Origin of the sequence: Citrobacter freundii complex sp. CFNIH4, assembly GCF_002934505.1 — a bacterium.
Lineage (GTDB): Bacteria > Pseudomonadota > Gammaproteobacteria > Enterobacterales > Enterobacteriaceae > Citrobacter > Citrobacter freundii.
In genome coordinates this window covers 4,486,642-4,503,993 of record NZ_CP026231.1, presented here as the reverse complement: position 1 = coordinate 4,503,993, position 17,352 = coordinate 4,486,642, and the positions used below count along the sequence as shown (strand labels likewise).

The following is a 17,352-nucleotide window of genomic DNA, read 5'->3' as shown; positions in this document are numbered from 1 at the left end:
TGCTGCTATTTTGCGCTTTACTGTTCCGATGAGTTAAGTATGATCGTGCCCGGCAAACGGGGGAAGTCATCATGCTGGAATCAATGATTAATCTGCTGTCGAGCGGTGCGGTCGAGAGCCATACGCCACAAACTGCGGTTGCCGCAGTGCTGTGTGCGGCGCTGGTTGGGCTGTTCAGCTGAAGGCGCGCCGGATGGCGCTAACGCTTATCCGGCCTACAGATTATTGCGACGTGTAGGCCCGGTAAGCGTAGCGCCACCGGGCAACCCGGTTAAATGACGCGGGAGAACTGCTGCATGCGTGCTTTCTGCCGCAGATAGGCATCAAAGCACATGCAAATATTACGGATCAACAGGCGCCCCTTCGGCGTAACCTGAATCCCCTTCTCATCCACATCCACCAGCCCATCTTTCGCCAGCGGTGCCAGCAGTTTCAGGTCTTCGGCAAAATAGTCAGCGAAGTTCAGAGCCCATTGCTGTTCCACAGCGGCATAGTCGAGGCGGAAGTTACAGATCAGGAGCTTAATAACATCACGACGAATGCAGTCATCGCGGGTCAGGGCAATTCCGCGCCACAGTGCGTCCCCCTGCTCGTCTACCTGCTGATAATAGCGCTTCAGCTCTTTCTGGTTCTGCGCATAGTTGTCACCAATCATACTAATGGCTGACACGCCCATTCCCAGCAGATCGGTATCACCCTGGGTGGTATAACCCTGGAAATTACGATGCAGCACACCCTTGCGTTGAGCAATCGCCAGCTCATCATCCGGCCGAGCAAAGTGATCCATACCAATGAACTGATAACCGGTTTCGGTCAGTGAAGAAATGGTTTCCTGCAGGATATCCAGCTTCTGCTGCGCGCTGGGCAGGTCGGCGTCTTTAATCTTGCGCTGAGCGGCAAACAGCGTCGGCAGGTGCGCGTAGTTGAAGACGCTCAGTCGGTCTGGATTCAGCTCAGCAACGCGTTTCAGGGTAAAGGCGAAACTTTCCGGCGTCTGTTTTGGCAAACCATAAATCAGATCGATATTCGTTGAGGTAAAGCCAATCTCGCGCGCATGATTCAGCAGCGCAAAGATAAACTCCTCATCCTGCTCACGGTTCACCAGGCGCTGAACTTCTTTATTGAAGTCCTGCACCCCCATGCTCAGGCGGTTAAAACCTTCAGCGCGTAAATGATCGAGCACATCCAGCTCAATTTCACGCGGATCCACTTCGATCGAGATTTCGGCGTCGTCGTTAAAGTTAAAGTTGCCACGCAGCAGCGACATCAAACGGCTGATTTGCGCTTTATTCAGATACGTTGGCGTGCCGCCGCCCCAGTGCAGCTGACTGACATGACGTCCGGCAAACAGCGGTGCGCGATGAATAATTTCTTGTTCTAAGACATCGAGGTATTGATCGGCTTTATGCTGCTGGCGAGTCACGACCTTGTTACAGCCACAGAAATAACACAGCTTGTGGCAGAACGGGATGTGAACGTACAGCGAGAGAGGACGCTCAGGATAACGCGCCACGGCCTTTAGAAATGCTTCAGTGCCGTAGTCTTCAGAAAACTCCAGCGCGGTCGGGTACGAGGTATATCGTGGCCCGGAATAGTTATATTTCTGGATCAGGGCCAGGTCCCAGTCTATTAACTGCTCTGACATGCTCACTCCTTCCGATGGCGTCTCTGGCGGGTACGGCGTACCGACTTAACCCCAGTACGGGTGATAAGTCGGTTGCGCAGCCACTTCTGTCGCCGCGACAACCGCTGTAGTTTAACGAATAACCACACCAGATAACATATAACCGGAAGGGTTATAAGCAGGACGGGAAGACCCACGGTGTAAAACCGTTAGTTGCCGCCTTTCAGCAGGCGCATCATGTCTTCCTGCTTTTCTTCTTCTTCTTCCTCTTCTTCCTCGTCATCGTAAGAAAGACCCAGCTTTTGCATCAGCTCATCAATGCGGTCCAGCTTGGCATCAACCCAGGACTGATCTTCCGCGCTCAGGGTCTCTCCTGCTTCAAGACGCTCCAGCAGCGCATCCAGGCGCTCATCCGTTTCCAGTAAATCCAACTCAGCCTGTGGTGAAAGCATAGGTTTCTCACTCTTCGGTTTGTGCTGTTTGGTGACTTTTTCGGTCACGCCCAATGGAATGGGGGTTTTGCTGCCAATACGAGGATCTTTTTGCTTATTTTGGTTTCCGCCACCAGATGCGCCTTCGCTACCGGACGCACGGCTACCTGCCGCATGACCACGGTGTTTTTTCTGGCGCTTACGGTCGCGAGCTTCCTGGTTAATTTCTTCGCGTGTTTTACGACGCGCTTTTGCAGGACCTTTACCGCGTGGTGTAGAAGTTGGTTTCATCATGATTCGTCTTTGGCTGTTTTATTCAGTATATAATTGCGCCGGAATCTAGCAGAAATAAAGAAAAAAGGCGACAGAGTAATCTGTCGCCTTTTTTCCTGACTCTCAACCCTTACGGGCTCTACAATCCCTGTTGGCTATCAACACACCCTGTTTTTCCCTTAGCCTCTAACATTCCGTGTTGTTTCCATTTCCTTTTACTAACGTCTCCGGACGTTTGTCTTCCTGACAATCCTGTGTCTTCGCCTCCTGGCGCTCCTGACCCTCATCCTGAGTCGTCTATCCTGTCAGCTTCCTCGCTATGGATGCTACTTTACCGTTTTGGTTTAAACGTACAAGTAACCTAGGTAACAATTTCTGATTTTAAGAATAGCGCCCAAATGTAACTCTATGATTTATTTTATTTCTGTCATTTTTTACTCTGTCATCTCGTATAGAAACTGTCGGCAATGTCTCACAAAGCGCGTGGTTTTTACTCACACAGCCCACTCGTCGAAAAACCAGCCTTTTGCTGGGGTTCAGGTATAATCGCTGCAAAGCCCTGATTGATGGAGAGGACTGCTTTGACTAACTTGAATTATCAACAGACGCACTTTGTGATGAGTGCGCCTGATATTCGCCACTTACCTTCCGACACGGGTATAGAAGTGGCTTTTGCTGGCCGTTCCAACGCAGGCAAATCCAGTGCGCTAAATACCCTGACGAATCAAAAGGGTCTGGCGCGTACATCTAAAACGCCAGGTCGTACTCAGCTCATCAACCTGTTTGAAGTCGTTGACGGCAAACGCCTGGTCGATTTGCCAGGATACGGTTATGCCGAAGTTCCAGAAGAGATGAAGCGTAAATGGCAGCGCGCGCTGGCTGAATATCTGGAAAAACGTCAGAGCCTGCAAGGTCTGGTGGTACTGATGGATATTCGTCACCCGTTAAAAGATCTCGATCAACAGATGATCCTGTGGGCGGTTGAGAGCAACGTTCAGGTTCTGGTACTGCTGACTAAAGCAGATAAGCTGGCCAGCGGTGCACGCAAAGCGCAGTTGAATATGGTACGCGAAGCCGTACTGGCATTTAACGGTGATGTGCAGGTAGAAGCATTTTCATCGCTGAAAAAGCTGGGTGTGGACAAACTGCGGCAAAAACTGGATAGCTGGTTTAGTGAACTGGCACCGGTTGAAGAGATGCAGGACGGTGAATAACCCACCGTATTGCCGGATGGCGCCGCTGCGCGTCTTATCCGGCCTACAGCATGTACAAAACTTTTCTTTCGCACAATAAAAAACGCCCCAGTCATTACTGACTGGGGCGGCTAAAATATTCAGCCAAATCCGATTACGTGAAGTAAAAGGTCTGAAAGATAGAACATCTTACCTCTGTACCCTACGAGAATAACTTTACTCTTTTTTGAGCAGCTCAGAAAGCACTTTTTGTAATTTTTTTTCATTCCTTACATAGGGAATTCTAATGGACATCACAAAAAGTTCTCTCTTATGTTGCTTAGTTACGAAAAAGAGCCGTTATTCAGTAAACCCTTAGTGCGCCTGATCCCAGTTTTCGCCACTACCGACTTCCACCAGCAACGGCACGTCAATCTGGGTCTCGTTTTCCATCAGTTGGTGGATCTTTTTAGAGACGCTCTCGAGGTCATCTTTATGCACTTCAAACACCAGTTCATCGTGTACCTGCATGATCATACGCACACGCGGTTGCTCGGTTTGCAGCCATCTGTCCACCGCAATCATCGCTCGTTTGATAATGTCTGCGGCAGTACCCTGCATCGGGGCGTTAATTGCCGCGCGTTCTGCACCTGCACGACGAGCACCATTACTGGATTTAATATCCGGTAAATAGAGACGGCGACCTTCCAGCGTTTCTACATAACCCTGCTCTTTCGCCTGCGCGCGGGTGCGTTCCATATATTCCAACACGCCAGGGTAGCGTTCGAAGTAGAGATCCATGTACTTCTGTGCTTCTTTACGCGGAATATTCAACTGGCGCGCCAGACCAAAAGCGCTCATCCCGTAGATCAAACCGAAGTTGATGGCTTTCGCGCTGCGGCGTTGCTCGCTGGTCACAGAATCAAGCGGTAAACCAAAGACTTCTGCCGCCGTTGCGCGGTGAATATCTTTACCTTCGGCAAACGCGGTAAGCAGACCTTTATCACGTGAAAGGTGCGCCATGATACGCAGTTCAATCTGTGAGTAGTCCGCAGAGACAATCACGTAGTCTTCTGGCGCAATGAACGCCTGACGAATACGACGACCTTCGTCATTACGTACCGGGATGTTTTGCAGGTTCGGATCCGTTGAAGACAAGCGACCCGTTGCGGTAACTGCCTGATGATAGGAAGTGTGCACGCGCCCGGTCTTCTTGTTAATCATCAACGGAAGCTTATCCGTATAGGTCGACTTCAGTTTGGCTAACCCACGATATTCCAGGATAACTTTCGGCAACGGATAATCCAGCGCGAGCTCTTCCAGCACCTCTTCTGACGTTGATGGTGCGCCACCAGGGGTTTTCTTCAGCGGCTTAATACCCTGCTTTTCAAACAGGATGGTTTGCAGTTGCTTGGTGGAAGACAGGTTAAACGCTTCTCCGGCGATCTCGTGCGCTTTTTGCTCCAGCTCGTTCAAACGCAGCGTCAGTTCTTCTGAATGCTTGTGCAGAACAGCCGGATCGATTTTCACACCGTTGCGCTCAACACGAGACAAAACTGGCACCAGCGGCATATCGATATTTTCAAAGACGTTCAGTGGCCCTTTATGTTGCTGTAATTCTGGCCACATTTTCAGATGCAGCTGTAGCGTAACGTCGGCGTCTTCCGCAGCGTAACGCCCGGCTTCTTCCAATGCTATCTGGTTAAAGGTCAGCTGGTTTTTGCCTTTTCCAGCGATCTCTTCAAAGGTGATAGTTTTATGTTTAAGCCAGCGGTCCGACAGGCTGTCCATATCGTGTCGGCCAGCAACGCTGTTAAGAATGTAGGATTCAAGCATGGTGTCAAAGGTGATGCCGCGCAGCTCGATGCCATAGTTCGCCAGGATACCGCGATCGTACTTCAGGTTCTGCCCGACTTTGTGCGCGTTCTCATCTTCCAGCAGCGGCTTCAGCAGCTGCAGCGCGCGATCGCGAGCTATTTGATCGGGGGCATCCAGGTAATCGTGGGCAACAGGAACATATGCCGCCACACCCGGTTCAATGGCAAAAGACAGGCCAACCAGATTCGCGGAAATATTGTCCAGGCTGTCAGTTTCAGTATCGAAGGCAAAGACAGGTGCTTTTTTCAGCTTCGCAATCCACTCTTCCAGCGTCGCTTCGTCCAGAATCGTCACATAGTTATCATACGAAAGAACCGTAGCCGGCTCCTCAGGCGTTTCATCGACGACAATAGTTTCTTGCGGTTTTGCCGCCGGCTTCGTCCCTTTCGCCTGTAGCCATTTACCCGCTTCAACGTCAGTAACCCAACGTTTGAATTCATACTGTTTAAACAGGCCAAGCAGTTCTTCCGCCGCCGGTTGACGGACTTCCAGCTGCTCGCAGGTCAACTCCAGCTCAACATCCGTTTTGATAGTAGCCAATTGATAAGAGAGGTACGCCACCTCTTTATTCTGCTCAAGTTTGCCCGCCATGGTTTTCGCACCACGGAATGTCAGCCCCGCAATTTTGTCTGATTCAGCATAGAGAGTATCCAGCCCACCCAGCCCCTGCAGCAGAGCCTGCGCAGTTTTTTCACCTACGCCTGGAACGCCAGGGATGTTATCTGAGGAATCCCCCATCAGCGCCAGGAAATCGATGATCAGTTCCGGCGGGACACCGTATTTATTTACCACCTCATCCGGGCCGAGGATCGTATTGGTCATGGTGTTGATAAGGGTGATATTCGGCGTCACCAACTGAGCCATATCTTTATCACCAGTGCTAATCAGCACCGGACGACCCACCTTCTCTGCTTCCCGCGCCAGCGTACCGATGACATCATCCGCCTCCACGCCAGAAACCGCCAACAGTGGCAGCCCCATCGCTTTTACCATCGCATGCAGAGGTTCAATCTGCGCACGCAGATCGTCCGGCATGGGTGGGCGGTGCGACTTATAGTGTTCGAATAACTCATCACGGAAGGTTTTACCCTTGGCGTCGAATACCACCGCCGCGTGGGTCGGCTGATATTGCAAAATCAAGCTACGCAGCATGTTGAGGACACCGTACATCGCACCCGTAGGTTCTCCTGCACTGTTAGTCAGCGGTGGGAACGCGTGGTATGCGCGATACAGGTAAGATGAGCCATCTACAAGGATAAGTGGGTTTTCTGGGATCTGAACCATAATGTCCGTGCCTGTTTATCAGATTATGGGTAAAGGATGCCACAGACAGGATGAAAACATGAGTTTTTCGCCGCATTTGTCGAAAAACTTTTGTAGATCTTCTGCTTTGCGCGCAAAGACAGCTGTGGATAACTTTGTGAATAAATAATTTACAGCTCTTTAAATATAACAAGGCAATTATTGCCTCATAATATTTTTATATGTATTTCAATGAATTAAATAAATACACAGCATTTTATTCCATTTTTACAGCTTATATCCTGATGTGGATAGATATTCCTCTTTTTTCTATTGAGGGAAGATCCATCATTTGGTTCGTTTTCTGATAAAATCAGCCCCTTGCGCCTCTTTCGCGCACTGTCTATGGCTAACCTTTTGAATAATTTAATTATGACGAGAATACTCGCTGCGATAACGCTGTTGCTGAGTATCGTATTGACCATATTGGTCACGATTTTTTGTTCTGTGCCGATCATCCTTGCGGGAGTTGTGAAACTCCTTTTGCCTATTCCTGTCGTCTGGCGCAAGGTTTCTGTCTTCTGTAATTTCATGATGTACTGCTGGTGTGAAGGTCTGGCGCTACTGCTGCACCTTAATCCACGGCTAAAGTGGGATGTTGAAGGACTGGAAGGTCTTAGCAAGAAAAACTGGTATCTGCTCATTTGTAATCATTACAGCTGGGCCGATATCGTTGTGCTTTGCGTTCTGTTCCGTAAGCACATCCCGATGAATAAATATTTCCTCAAGCAGCAGTTGGCCTGGGTACCCTTTATTGGCCTGGCCTGCTGGGCGCTGGATATGCCGTTTATGAAACGCTATTCACGTGGCTATCTGCTTCGCCATCCGGAACGCCGTGGTAAAGATGTCGAAACAACGCGTCGTTCCTGCGAGAAATTTCGCGTACACCCGACAACCATTGTGAATTTTGTCGAAGGTTCGCGCTTTACCAAAGATAAACGTGAGCAAACCCGCTCGCCCTATCAAAACCTGCTCCCTCCTAAGGCGGCCGGTATTGCAATGGCATTGAATGTACTGGGTTCACAGTTCGATAAAATGTTGAACGTCACGTTGTGCTATCCGGAAAACAGCAGTCGACCGTTCTACGACATGCTGAGCGGTAAGTTAACGCGGATTGTCGTGCGGGTGAATCTGGAGCCAATTCATGAAGAGTTGCACGGTGATTACGTGAACGATAAGGGATTCAAGCGTCGGTTTCAGCTCTGGCTAAATACGCTATGGAGTGAGAAAGACGCGCAGCTCGACGCGATTAAAGCCTCAAATAAAAAAGCCGGTCAGTGACCGGCTTTTGCTTTTATTTCTGACCAACCAGGTACTTCACGGTATCCGCATACTGTTGTACGAAAATATCCATGCTGCTGGTATCCATGCCCTGCGGGTTGACCTGATATTTGCCATTCACGAACATAGCCGGAACGCCCTGCAGCTGTAAATCAGCCGCCGCTTTTTCCTGCTGTGCCACGAGTGATTTCACCACGAAGCTGTTCCATGCCGCATCATAGTCTTCACCTTTAATACCTGCGTCGACAAACACTTTACGGATATCAGCAACAGACTGAACGGTCTGGGTTTTCTGAACGCCTTCAAACAGCGGAACGGTGACCTGATCTTCAACGCCCAGCGCCATTGCAACCGCCCATGCCTGCGTCAGATCTTTACCCAAAGGCCCGAGAAACTCGACGTGGTATTTGGTCATCTTGGTGCCTTCCGGCAGCTTTTTCTTCACATTATCAGATACGTGAAGCACTTCTTCAAACTGGTAGCAGTGCGGGCAGTAGAAGGAGAAGAACTCCAACACTTGCGGTTCACCCGCAACTGGCTTTTCCAGAGTGATGTATTGTTTGCCATCCTGGAACTGCGCTGCGGATGCGCTAAAAGCTAAGACCATACCAGCCAGCGCCAGCCATATTTTTTTCATGTTCAAGTTTCTCCGGTTAATACATTGGCGTTAATTGTAAGGGGGGCTCTTGCAGAATTTTTGCCTGCTCAATAAAGGTCGCGGTCTGACGATGCCAGTAATCTTCCCCGGTTAACCACGGGAAGTTTTTTGGAAATGCAGGGTCAGCCCAACGTCGAATTAGCCAGGCAAGATAATAAACTAAACGCATAGCGCGTAAAGGTTCTATCAGTCCGATTTCAGAGATGTCGAACTCACTAAACTCTTCATAAGCCTCGATAATGGTTTCAAGCTGCATACGTTGTTCAGCTTTATCGCCATTGAGGAGCATCCATAAATCCTGAATAGCCGGACCGTTGCGGGCATCATCTAAATCGACAAACATCGGGCCATCGCGCCACAGAATATTACCGGCATGACAATCGCCGTGCAGGCGTAACGTGGTAAAACGCGTATGCCAGCGTTCGGTAACGATCGCGATAAGCGCATCCGTTGCCTTCAGGAAGGCCGCTTTTTGCCCTGATGGGATTAGCTGTGCGTGTTCAAAAACTTTACGCGGCTCAGTCAGGTATTCTTCAAGGCCGATCGTTGGGCGGAAGGCAAAAGTACGCTTGCATCCGGTCTGGTGCATACGCCCGAGATAGCGCCCCACCGCCTCCATCTGATCGATGTTGTCGGCTTCAAACTGACGTCCACCGACGCTGGGAAAGATCGCATAATGGAAACCCTGATGGCTTAATAGCGTTTGACCGCTGAATTCCAGCGGAGCAGCTACCGGGACTTCATCGTTTACCAGTTCCAGAGCAAACTGGTGCTCTTCCTGGATCTGATCGACAGACCAACGTTCAGGGCGATAAAACTTAACGACAAAGCGTCGACGGTCTTCGTCCTGGAATTGATAGACACGGTTTTCATAACTGTTAAGCGGGGTAAGCCCGGAGTCCACCCGGATCCCCTGCTCAAACAGTGCATCCATGATGGTATCCGGGTGTAGCGTCTGGAAATTAAAAGCGTTGTCGTTCATCCCATCATCCGGAAAATACTACGAATGATTCAGGATATCATTTCGCAGCGCTTTCGGTGGCGGCGATTACAAGCTTTTACTCTTTAATTACGCCACGTGCGCGGAGTAGTGCAGTTTTAAAATCTTCTTCATAATCTTTCTGAATACCTGGAATGACCGCATCTTTCGCCGAGTCACGCATTTTCAGGTGATAGATCAGAATGTCATCAGTTAAATCCGCCAGTTCGCCGTCAAAACCTGACTCTTGCGCCAGTTTCTGTAAAAATTGCATCAGGTTAAGATCGGGTTCCTTCTGCCAGGCAGGCTGGAGGAGTTCAATAACTTCATTCAGACGTTTACATTTCATGGTTGTGCTCCTTAGGCTCAATACAGATACGTTAGCAGGGTCAATCCCACATTAAAAGAGGCGATATCAGTGATTCTGGATAGTGCAATAACAGGGGTTGTGCTGGCTGGCGGTAAGGCCAGACGGATGGGCGGAACCGATAAAGGTCTGCTTGAGCTGGACGGTAAACCTCTTTGGCGACATGTGGCCGACATTCTCGCTTTGCAGGTCGAAACCGTGGTGGTTAATGCCAATCGCCACAGGGATATATACCAGCAAAGCGGCCTGAAAGTTATTCCCGATTCATTGGCCGATTTCCCTGGCCCACTGGCCGGGATGCTATCGGTATTCCTGCAGCAAACGGGGGAATGGTTTTTGTTCTGCCCGTGCGATATGCCCTATATTCCTCACGATCTGGTCGCTCGTTTAAAAGAGCAGCGCAAAGCAGCACCGGTTGTCTGGGTGCATGATGGTGAAAGAGATCACCCAACCATTGCGCTGATGCACCGCTCTATGCAGCCTTTACTGCAGGATTATCTTCAGTCCGGTGAACGACGCGTTATGGTCTTTATGCGTCTGGCTGGCGGTCATGCTGTCGATTTCAGCGATCATAAAGATGCGTTCGTAAACGTGAACACCCCCGAAGAGCTCGCAAAATGGCAGGAAAAATCATGATCCCATTACTCGCCATTGCGGCATGGAGCGGCACGGGAAAAACCACGCTGCTCAAAAAGTTGATCCCGGAACTACGTGCCAGAGGTATACGTCCCGGATTGATTAAGCATACTCATCACAAGATGGATGTCGACAAGCCCGGTAAAGATAGCTATGAGTTACGCAAAGCTGGTGCAGCACAAACTCTGGTCGCCAGCCAGCAACGTTGGGCATTAATGGTAGAAACACCGGAAGAGCCCGAACTGGATTTAGCGTATCTGGTAAGCCGGATGGACGCTTCAACGTTGGATATGGTGTTGGTCGAGGGATTTAAGCATGAACCTGTCGCTAAGATCCTACTTTTCCGCGAAGGCTGCGGGCATAGTCCTGAGGAATTGGTGATGGATGACTATGTTATAGCGGTTGCCAGTGACGTTCCGCTGGCGGTGGATGTTCCATTGTTAGATATCAACAACATACAGCAAGTAGCTGATTTTGTTACGCAATGGGCCAGAAGATAACTGCGGTGTCGTGATCTGCCTGATGCGCTGCGCTTATCAGGCCTGCACAATACATTCAGCCCGGCGGTTTTACCCCGCACACACGCAAAAAAGCCCATCCGTCAGGATGGGCTTCTTCACTTTATTTGATGCCTGGCAGTTCCCTACTCTCGCATGGGGAGACCCCACACTACCATCGGCGCTACGGCGTTTCACTTCTGAGTTCGGCATGGGGTCAGGTGGGACCACCGCGCTACAGCCGCCAGGCAAATTCTGTTTATCAACACGCTTTTGCATGTCGATATAATCTGTAATCAAGCTGAATGTCGTCTCTTCGCCAAAACATCTTCGGCGTTGTAAGGTTAAGCCTCACGGTTCATTAGTATCGGTTAGCTCAATGTATCGCTACACTTACACACCCGACCTATCAACGTCGTCGTCTTCAACGTTCCTTCAGGAGACTTATAGTCTCAGGGAGAACTCATCTCGGGGCAAGTTTCGTGCTTAGATGCTTTCAGCACTTATCTCTTCCGCATTTAGCTACCGGGCAATGCCATTGGCATGACAACCCGAACACCAGTGATGCGTCCACTCCGGTCCTCTCGTACTAGGAGCAGCCCCCCTCAATTCTCCAGCGCCCACGGCAGATAGGGACCGAACTGTCTCACGACGTTCTAAACCCAGCTCGCGTACCACTTTAAATGGCGAACAGCCATACCCTTGGGACCTACTTCAGCCCCAGGATGTGATGAGCCGACATCGAGGTGCCAAACACCGCCGTCGATATGAACTCTTGGGCGGTATCAGCCTGTTATCCCCGGAGTACCTTTTATCCGTTGAGCGATGGCCCTTCCATTCAGAACCACCGGATCACTAAGACCTGCTTTCGCACCTGCTCGAGCCGTCACTCTCGCAGTCAAGCTAGCTTATGCCTTTGCACTAACCTCCTGATGTCCGACCAGGATTAGCTAACCTTCGTGCTCCTCCGTTACTCTTTAGGAGGAGACCGCCCCAGTCAAACTACCCACCAGACACTGTCCGCAACCCGGATTACGGGTCCACGTTAGAACACCAGCCATTAAAGGGTGGTATTTCAAGGATGGCTCCATGCAGACTAGCGTCCACACTTCAAAGCCTCCCACCTATCCTACACATCAAGGACCAGTGTTCAGTGTCAAGCTATAGTAAAGGTTCACGGGGTCTTTCCGTCTTGCCGCGGGTACACTGCATCTTCACAGCGAGTTCAATTTCACTGAGTCTCGGGTGGAGACAGCCTGGCCATCATTACGCCATTCGTGCAGGTCGGAACTTACCCGACAAGGAATTTCGCTACCTTAGGACCGTTATAGTTACGGCCGCCGTTTACCGGGGCTTCGATCAAGAGCTTCTCCTTACGGATAACCCCATCAATTAACCTTCCGGCACCGGGCAGGCGTCACACCGTATACGTCCACTTTCGTGTTTGCACAGTGCTGTGTTTTTAATAAACAGTTGCAGCCAGCTGGTATCTTCGACTGATTTCAGCTCCATGAGTAAATCACTTCACCTACATATCAGCGTGCCTTCTCCCGAAGTTACGGCACCATTTTGCCTAGTTCCTTCACCCGAGTTCTCTCAAGCGCCTTGGTATTCTCTACCTGACCACCTGTGTCGGTTTGGGGTACGATTTCGTGTTACCTGATGCTTAGAGGCTTTTCCTGGAAGCAGGGCATTTGTTACTTCAGCACCGTAGTGCCTCGTCATCACACCTCAGCGTTAAAAAGGTACCGGATTTACCTGGAACCTCCGCCTACATGCTTAAACCGGGACAACCGTCGCCCGGCTAACATAGCCTTCTCCGTCCCCCCTTCGCAGTAACACCAAGTACAGGAATATTAACCTGTTTCCCATCGACTACGCCTTTCGGCCTCGCCTTAGGGGTCGACTCACCCTGCCCCGATTAACGTTGGACAGGAACCCTTGGTCTTCCGGCGTGCGGGTTTTTCACCCGCATTATCGTTACTTATGTCAGCATTCGCACTTCTGATACCTCCAGCATACCTCACGATACACCTTCAACGGCTTACAGAACGCTCCCCTACCCAACAACACATAGTGTCGCTGCCGCAGCTTCGGTGCATGGTTTAGCCCCGTTACATCTTCCGCGCAGGCCGACTCGACCAGTGAGCTATTACGCTTTCTTTAAATGATGGCTGCTTCTAAGCCAACATCCTGGCTGTCTGTGCCTTCCCACATCGTTTCCCACTTAACCATGACTTTGGGACCTTAGCTGGCGGTCTGGGTTGTTTCCCTCTTCACGACGGACGTTAGCACCCGCCGTGTGTCTCCCGTGATAACATTCTTCGGTATTCGCAGTTTGCATCGGGTTGGTAAGTCGGGATGACCCCCTAGCCGAAACAGTGCTCTACCCCCGAAGATGAATTCACGAGGCGCTACCTAAATAGCTTTCGGGGAGAACCAGCTATCTCCCGGTTTGATTGGCCTTTCACCCCCAGCCACAAGTCATCCGCTAATTTTTCAACATTAGTCGGTTCGGTCCTCCAGTTAGTGTTACCCAACCTTCAACCTGCCCATGGCTAGATCACCGGGTTTCGGGTCTATACCCTGCAACTTAACGCCCAGTTAAGACTCGGTTTCCCTTCGGCTCCCCTATACGGTTAACCTTGCTACAGAATATAAGTCGCTGACCCATTATACAAAAGGTACGCAGTCACCCCATAAAGAGGCTCCCACTGCTTGTACGTACACGGTTTCAGGTTCTTTTTCACTCCCCTCGCCGGGGTTCTTTTCGCCTTTCCCTCACGGTACTGGTTCACTATCGGTCAGTCAGGAGTATTTAGCCTTGGAGGATGGTCCCCCCATATTCAGACAGGATACCACGTGTCCCGCCCTACTCTTCGAGTTCACAACCTGTGCATTTTGGTGTACGGGACTATCACCCTGTACCGTCGGACTTTCCAGACCGTTCCACTAACACACAAGCTGATTCAGACTCTGGGCTGCTCCCCGTTCGCTCGCCGCTACTGGGGGAATCTCGGTTGATTTCTTTTCCTCGGGGTACTTAGATGTTTCAGTTCCCCCGGTTCGCTTCATTACGCTATGTATTCACGTAATGATAGTGTGACGAATCACACTGGGTTTCCCCATTCGGAAATCGCCGGTTATAACGGTTCATATCACCTTACCGACGCTTATCGCAGATTAGCACGTCCTTCATCGCCTCTGACTGCCAGGGCATCCACCGTGTACGCTTAGTCGCTTAACCTCACAACCCGAAGATGTTTCGTAAAACACCATCGTGTTGCGAAAATTTGAGAGACTCGAACACACCGCTTTTCATTTCTTATTACGGATAAATGAAACAGTGTGTCGTTTCAATTTTCAGCTTGATCCAGATTTTTAAAGAGCAAAACTTCGCAGTGAACCTTTTCAGGTACACTCTGAAGTTTTCTTGTGTTTTTGCAGTAAAGATGGTGGAGCTATGCGGGATCGAACCGCAGACCTCCTGCGTGCAAGGCAGGCGCTCTCCCAGCTGAGCTATAGCCCCATCGTAGTTATCTCATTCACCTTAATTCCTGCTGAGACAAGGCGTGGAGCGGCGAAGCATACTGAAGTATGCGAGTCGTTTCACAACGCGGTATCAGAAAGAATTTGGTAGGCCTGAGTGGACTTGAACCACCGACCTCACCCTTATCAGGGGTGCGCTCTAACCACCTGAGCTACAAGCCTGCAGAGATTTTCTTACTGCTAATTTTTCATCAGACAATCTGTGTGAGCACTACAAAGAACGTTTCTTTAAGGTAAGGAGGTGATCCAACCGCAGGTTCCCCTACGGTTACCTTGTTACGACTTCACCCCAGTCATGAATCACAAAGTGGTAAGCGCCCTCCCGAAGGTTAAGCTACCTACTTCTTTTGCAACCCACTCCCATGGTGTGACGGGCGGTGTGTACAAGGCCCGGGAACGTATTCACCGTGGCATTCTGATCCACGATTACTAGCGATTCCGACTTCATGGAGTCGAGTTGCAGACTCCAATCCGGACTACGACATACTTTATGAGGTCCGCTTGCTCTCGCGAGGTCGCTTCTCTTTGTATATGCCATTGTAGCACGTGTGTAGCCCTACTCGTAAGGGCCATGATGACTTGACGTCATCCCCACCTTCCTCCAGTTTATCACTGGCAGTCTCCTTTGAGTTCCCGGCCGGACCGCTGGCAACAAAGGATAAGGGTTGCGCTCGTTGCGGGACTTAACCCAACATTTCACAACACGAGCTGACGACAGCCATGCAGCACCTGTCTCAGAGTTCCCGAAGGCACCAAAGCATCTCTGCTAAGTTCTCTGGATGTCAAGAGTAGGTAAGGTTCTTCGCGTTGCATCGAATTAAACCACATGCTCCACCGCTTGTGCGGGCCCCCGTCAATTCATTTGAGTTTTAACCTTGCGGCCGTACTCCCCAGGCGGTCGACTTAACGCGTTAGCTCCGGAAGCCACGCCTCAAGGGCACAACCTCCAAGTCGACATCGTTTACGGCGTGGACTACCAGGGTATCTAATCCTGTTTGCTCCCCACGCTTTCGCACCTGAGCGTCAGTCTTTGTCCAGGGGGCCGCCTTCGCCACCGGTATTCCTCCAGATCTCTACGCATTTCACCGCTACACCTGGAATTCTACCCCCCTCTACAAGACTCTAGCCTGCCAGTTTCGGATGCAGTTCCCAGGTTGAGCCCGGGGATTTCACATCCGACTTGACAGACCGCCTGCGTGCGCTTTACGCCCAGTAATTCCGATTAACGCTTGCACCCTCCGTATTACCGCGGCTGCTGGCACGGAGTTAGCCGGTGCTTCTTCTGCGAGTAACGTCAATCGTTGCGGTTATTAACCACAACGCCTTCCTCCTCGCTGAAAGTACTTTACAACCCGAAGGCCTTCTTCATACACGCGGCATGGCTGCATCAGGCTTGCGCCCATTGTGCAATATTCCCCACTGCTGCCTCCCGTAGGAGTCTGGACCGTGTCTCAGTTCCAGTGTGGCTGGTCATCCTCTCAGACCAGCTAGGGATCGTCGCCTAGGTGAGCCATTACCCCACCTACTAGCTAATCCCATCTGGGCACATCCGATGGCAAGAGGCCCGAAGGTCCCCCTCTTTGGTCTTGCGACGTTATGCGGTATTAGCTACCGTTTCCAGTAGTTATCCCCCTCCATCGGGCAGTTTCCCAGACATTACTCACCCGTCCGCCACTCGTCACCCAAGGAGCAAGCTCCTTTGTGCTACCGTTCGACTTGCATGTGTTAGGCCTGCCGCCAGCGTTCAATCTGAGCCATGATCAAACTCTTCAATTTAAGTTTGATGCTCGTGAATTAAACTTCGTAATGAATTACGTATGTTCACTCAGAGACTTGGTGTTCATTTTTCGTCTTGCGACGTTAAGAATCCGTATCTTCGAGTGCCCACACAGATTGTCTGATAAATTGTTAAAGAGCAGTGCCGCTTCGCTTTTTCTCAGCGGTGCGGGGTGTGCATATTACGCCATCCCGCTACGAAGTCAAGCATTTAATTTCGCTTTCTTCGCCGGAGTTCTCAGTGGAACCCCGCTGACCCGGCGGCTTGTAATCCGTTGTTCCGTGTCAGTGGAGGCGCATTATAGGGAGTTATTTCAGGCTGACAAGGGGAAATTTAAAATAATCTTCCGAGTGCGTGTTTTTTATTCTTTACGTTTATTTTAACGACGTTTTGTTGGTTAATTGGGCTATTTCCCGCGCGAATCTCGCAACCTGTTCCCAATCGGTATACACCACTTCTTTATTCGTATCCGTTTCACCACCTGACATCTTCATTATCAGTTGGATCATAACGCGGTCATACCAGCGATAGCGGGGATACAGCAAAGCACCCGCAATGACTGCACTGTGATCTGGTCGCCACGGCGAACTCATCAGGAACTTACGCGCATAGCTGTTGGTTTGCGGCGTACGTTTCTCCGGTTTACGGGCAACGAGGTTTACGGAGTAGAACGCACTCGGCATCGAATTCAGCCGTGTGGCATGCTTTTTCACAAACTCCTGAAAAGCAGCATGGTAATGACCATAGCGAATCGAGGCGCCAATCACCACGCTGTCATAATTTTGCCAGTCCGGCTCCGCGGTACGATGCAAATTAACAACATCTGCCCAAACGCCCAGCTCTTTGAGTTCAGAAGCCAGATATTCCGCGATTTCACGCGTTTGCCCGTCCCGGGAAGAAAAAAGAATCAGTGTTTTCACGTGTTACT

At 50.5% G+C, this 17,352-nt stretch carries 13 protein-coding genes, 2 tRNA genes, 3 rRNA genes and 1 pseudogene; 5 read left to right on the top strand and 14 right to left on the bottom strand.

Annotation, left to right across the window (positions count from 1 at the left end; all coding sequences use genetic code 11):
* Positions 1-71 precede the first annotated feature (71 nt).
* Positions 72-182 carry a YshB family small membrane protein gene (locus C2U41_RS23025; protein ID WP_003028631.1) on the top strand — a complete coding sequence of 37 codons (111 nt, stop codon included), beginning with the start codon at positions 72-74 and terminating at the stop codon, positions 180-182.
* Between the two features lie 89 nt (positions 183-271).
* Here C2U41_RS23025 and hemN read toward each other — a convergent pair whose 3' ends face one another.
* From hemN to C2U41_RS29810, 3 genes and pseudogenes are all read right to left on the bottom strand, one after another.
* Positions 272-1,645, bottom strand: coding sequence for an oxygen-independent coproporphyrinogen III oxidase (gene hemN / locus C2U41_RS23020; RefSeq protein WP_003847923.1), 1,374 nt, complete (start codon positions 1,643-1,645; stop codon positions 272-274).
* Positions 1,646-1,833: 188 nt separating this feature from the next.
* A complete protein-coding gene (gene yihI, locus C2U41_RS23015) occupies positions 1,834-2,349 on the bottom strand; it encodes a Der GTPase-activating protein YihI (RefSeq protein ID WP_016151253.1) in 516 nt (171 codons plus the stop codon).
* Between the two features lie 165 nt (positions 2,350-2,514).
* Positions 2,515-2,700, bottom strand: a pseudogene (locus tag C2U41_RS29810) (hypothetical protein).
* A gap of 209 nt (positions 2,701-2,909) precedes the next feature.
* Between C2U41_RS29810 and yihA the strand changes: the two are divergent.
* The gene (gene yihA, locus C2U41_RS23010) at positions 2,910-3,542 is read left to right on the top strand and encodes a ribosome biogenesis GTP-binding protein YihA/YsxC (protein WP_003847926.1); all 633 of its coding nucleotides are present in this window, start codon (positions 2,910-2,912) and stop codon (positions 3,540-3,542) included.
* Between the two features lie 119 nt (positions 3,543-3,661).
* Here yihA and C2U41_RS30205 read toward each other — a convergent pair whose 3' ends face one another.
* Positions 3,662-3,709, bottom strand: coding sequence for a spot 42 RNA, inhibition of DNA synthesis (locus C2U41_RS30205; protein WP_071892919.1), 48 nt, complete (start codon positions 3,707-3,709; stop codon positions 3,662-3,664).
* Between the two features lie 166 nt (positions 3,710-3,875).
* Positions 3,876-6,662 (bottom strand): DNA polymerase I, encoded by a 2,787-nt coding sequence (gene polA / locus C2U41_RS23005; RefSeq protein ID WP_003840413.1) that lies wholly within the window; start codon positions 6,660-6,662, stop codon positions 3,876-3,878.
* Positions 6,663-7,025: 363 nt separating this feature from the next.
* Here polA and C2U41_RS23000 point away from each other — a divergent pair, with 363 nt between their 5' ends.
* Positions 7,026-7,961: an acyltransferase gene (locus tag C2U41_RS23000; RefSeq protein ID WP_003028622.1), complete on the top strand. Its 936-nt coding sequence runs from the start codon at positions 7,026-7,028 to the stop codon at positions 7,959-7,961.
* Between the two features lie 13 nt (positions 7,962-7,974).
* On the opposite strand, the gene dsbA is transcribed toward C2U41_RS23000, so the two are convergent.
* The 3 genes from dsbA to C2U41_RS22985 all read right to left on the bottom strand — a co-directional run bounded on the left by dsbA (position 7,975) and on the right by C2U41_RS22985 (position 9,947).
* On the bottom strand, positions 7,975-8,598 hold the full coding sequence (gene dsbA, locus C2U41_RS22995) for a thiol:disulfide interchange protein DsbA (RefSeq protein WP_003028621.1): 624 nt from the start codon (positions 8,596-8,598) through the stop codon (positions 7,975-7,977).
* Between the two features lie 16 nt (positions 8,599-8,614).
* Complete coding sequence (locus C2U41_RS22990; RefSeq protein ID WP_102191201.1) at positions 8,615-9,601, bottom strand: serine/threonine protein kinase; 987 nt, start codon at positions 9,599-9,601, stop codon at positions 8,615-8,617.
* 76 nt (positions 9,602-9,677) lie between these two features.
* On the bottom strand, positions 9,678-9,947 hold the full coding sequence (locus C2U41_RS22985; RefSeq protein ID WP_003028616.1) for a YihD family protein: 270 nt from the start codon (positions 9,945-9,947) through the stop codon (positions 9,678-9,680).
* Positions 9,948-10,073: 126 nt separating this feature from the next.
* Between C2U41_RS22985 and mobA the strand changes: the two genes are divergently transcribed.
* Both mobA and mobB read left to right on the top strand, forming a co-directional pair.
* Positions 10,074-10,601, top strand: a complete 528-nt coding sequence (gene mobA, locus C2U41_RS22980) for a molybdenum cofactor guanylyltransferase MobA (protein ID WP_230320601.1) — start codon at positions 10,074-10,076, stop codon at positions 10,599-10,601.
* Complete coding sequence (gene mobB, locus C2U41_RS22975; protein WP_003028613.1) at positions 10,598-11,101, top strand: molybdopterin-guanine dinucleotide biosynthesis protein MobB; 504 nt, start codon at positions 10,598-10,600, stop codon at positions 11,099-11,101. The genes mobA and mobB overlap by 4 nt, the downstream gene beginning before the upstream one ends.
* 130 nt (positions 11,102-11,231) lie before the next feature.
* On the opposite strand, the gene rrf is transcribed toward mobB, so the two are convergent.
* The 6 genes from rrf to hemG all read right to left on the bottom strand — a co-directional run bounded on the left by rrf (position 11,232) and on the right by hemG (position 17,344).
* Positions 11,232-11,347, bottom strand: a 5S ribosomal RNA gene (gene rrf, locus C2U41_RS22970).
* A 91-nt stretch (positions 11,348-11,438) separates the two neighbouring features.
* Positions 11,439-14,345, bottom strand: a 23S ribosomal RNA gene (locus C2U41_RS22965).
* A gap of 206 nt (positions 14,346-14,551) precedes the next feature.
* Positions 14,552-14,627, bottom strand: a tRNA-Ala gene (locus C2U41_RS22960).
* Positions 14,628-14,732: 105 nt separating this feature from the next.
* A tRNA-Ile gene (locus tag C2U41_RS22955) sits at positions 14,733-14,809 on the bottom strand.
* A gap of 72 nt (positions 14,810-14,881) precedes the next feature.
* Positions 14,882-16,423: ribosomal RNA gene (locus C2U41_RS22950) — 16S ribosomal RNA — on the bottom strand.
* The 16S, 23S and 5S rRNA genes sit together here with 2 tRNA genes alongside, the layout of an rRNA operon.
* Before the next feature lie 375 nt (positions 16,424-16,798).
* Entirely contained in the window at positions 16,799-17,344 is a 546-nt protein-coding gene (gene hemG / locus C2U41_RS22945) for a menaquinone-dependent protoporphyrinogen IX dehydrogenase (protein WP_003017846.1), read from the bottom strand.
* Positions 17,345-17,352 lie beyond the last annotated feature (8 nt).

What these genes read in the sequence shown, in the direction of transcription:
- hemN (WP_003847923.1), bottom strand. Translation starts at nt 1,645, where the DNA reads ATGTCAGAGCAGTTAATAGACTGGGACCTGGCCCTGATCCAGAAATAT.
- C2U41_RS23025 (WP_003028631.1), top strand. Translation starts at nt 72, where the DNA reads ATGCTGGAATCAATGATTAATCTGCTGTCGAGCGGTGCGGTCGAGAGC.
- dsbA (WP_003028621.1), bottom strand. Translation starts at nt 8,598, where the DNA reads ATGAAAAAAATATGGCTGGCGCTGGCTGGTATGGTCTTAGCTTTTAGC.
- mobA (WP_230320601.1), top strand. Translation starts at nt 10,074, where the DNA reads ATGGGCGGAACCGATAAAGGTCTGCTTGAGCTGGACGGTAAACCTCTT.
- polA (WP_003840413.1), bottom strand. Translation starts at nt 6,662, where the DNA reads ATGGTTCAGATCCCAGAAAACCCACTTATCCTTGTAGATGGCTCATCT.
- mobB (WP_003028613.1), top strand. Translation starts at nt 10,598, where the DNA reads ATGATCCCATTACTCGCCATTGCGGCATGGAGCGGCACGGGAAAAACC.
- C2U41_RS22990 (WP_102191201.1), bottom strand. Translation starts at nt 9,601, where the DNA reads ATGAACGACAACGCTTTTAATTTCCAGACGCTACACCCGGATACCATC.
- yihI (WP_016151253.1), bottom strand. Translation starts at nt 2,349, where the DNA reads ATGATGAAACCAACTTCTACACCACGCGGTAAAGGTCCTGCAAAAGCG.
- C2U41_RS22985 (WP_003028616.1), bottom strand. Translation starts at nt 9,947, where the DNA reads ATGAAATGTAAACGTCTGAATGAAGTTATTGAACTCCTCCAGCCTGCC.
- C2U41_RS23000 (WP_003028622.1), top strand. Translation starts at nt 7,026, where the DNA reads ATGGCTAACCTTTTGAATAATTTAATTATGACGAGAATACTCGCTGCG.